The 1026-nt window shown below is 39.3% G+C and carries 1 protein-coding gene; it reads right to left on the bottom strand.

Annotated elements, in window-relative coordinates; genetic code table 11:
• Nucleotides 1–2: 2 nt before the first annotated feature.
• Nucleotides 3–959 (bottom strand): IS1595 family transposase, encoded by a 957-nt coding sequence (locus JQC92_RS22480; RefSeq protein ID WP_205001747.1) that lies wholly within the window; start codon nucleotides 957–959, stop codon nucleotides 3–5.
• Between the last annotated feature and the right edge of the window lie 67 nt (nucleotides 960–1026).

Genomic DNA, 1026 nt, shown 5'->3' with positions numbered 1-1026 from the left:
GGCTATGTTCCTACTAACTGTTGTTGAATTTTGAATAGGCTGTTTTCATTGAAATTTTCTTTATTGTCCATAAATCTGAACCAGCCTAGGTAATGAGTTAGGTACTTCGTTGCAACGCCGTGGAACTTTGCAAGCCATAGCTTTAATTGGCTGTGGTAAGAATTTACATTTTGTATGTGAAAAACATTTTCGATAACCCTGATCCCTGCTGAGACATTCAGACGTTTATGAGTGAGCTCATTATCTTTGCTAAATTTGGTGTAAGCTTTAAATCCATCAGAACATAACACACTGTCTTTTTGAACTTTCCCTTCTAGTTCTTTGGTGAGTGCATCACTCGTAACATGAGCAAACGTATTATCATAAGTATGCTGATTCCTGTCCCTGACGGTAACTATCTTCACCCAATCATCACTTGAGCGCCCGGCCTTTTTTGCTTTCATTCCTCGCTTTCTTGGTTTGCGAGCTAAATGACGTTCACCTTTTTCTGAGTATGGATAAAAGGTTTCATCAGCTTCAATAATTCCTTCTAACGTAGAAGGTTGAAGAAGTGTCGGTATTTGAAGAAATCTATGACGCCAACGAAAAGAAGTAGTGAGAGCTATATCGCAATGGTTAGCCGCCTCTCTTAATGGCATGCTCTTAATCATGCAGTAAAAATAATCTTCCCAACGTTCTTTATTTCTGAGTCTGGCAAGCGGTGTTCCAGTTGCTGCAACAAAGGTTTTGAGGCAGTTCTTACACCGATATCGTTGAGTACCTTGTGTTTTACCGTGACGATTGATAAGGCTGCTATGGCAATGTGGACACTCAGGGTGCTCAACTAGACGCTCTTCAAGTAAGTGAGATATGGACTCTGATGGTGAGTCTTGATGGAGTGCTGATTCAATTTCTAATCTTTGTTTGTCATTCAATCCTTGTAGACTTTTTATCAGCTTATGAAAGTTGGCTATGTTCATAATTGATTACCTGATACTACAATTTGAATCAGTATACGCCTACCAACAGTTTATAGAAACATAGCCA

The sequence above is a fragment of the Parashewanella hymeniacidonis genome (genome assembly GCF_016900895.1).
In the GTDB taxonomy this organism is placed as follows: domain Bacteria; phylum Pseudomonadota; class Gammaproteobacteria; order Enterobacterales; family Shewanellaceae; genus Parashewanella; species Parashewanella hymeniacidonis.
This window is presented reverse-complemented; position numbering and strand designations above follow the sequence as displayed.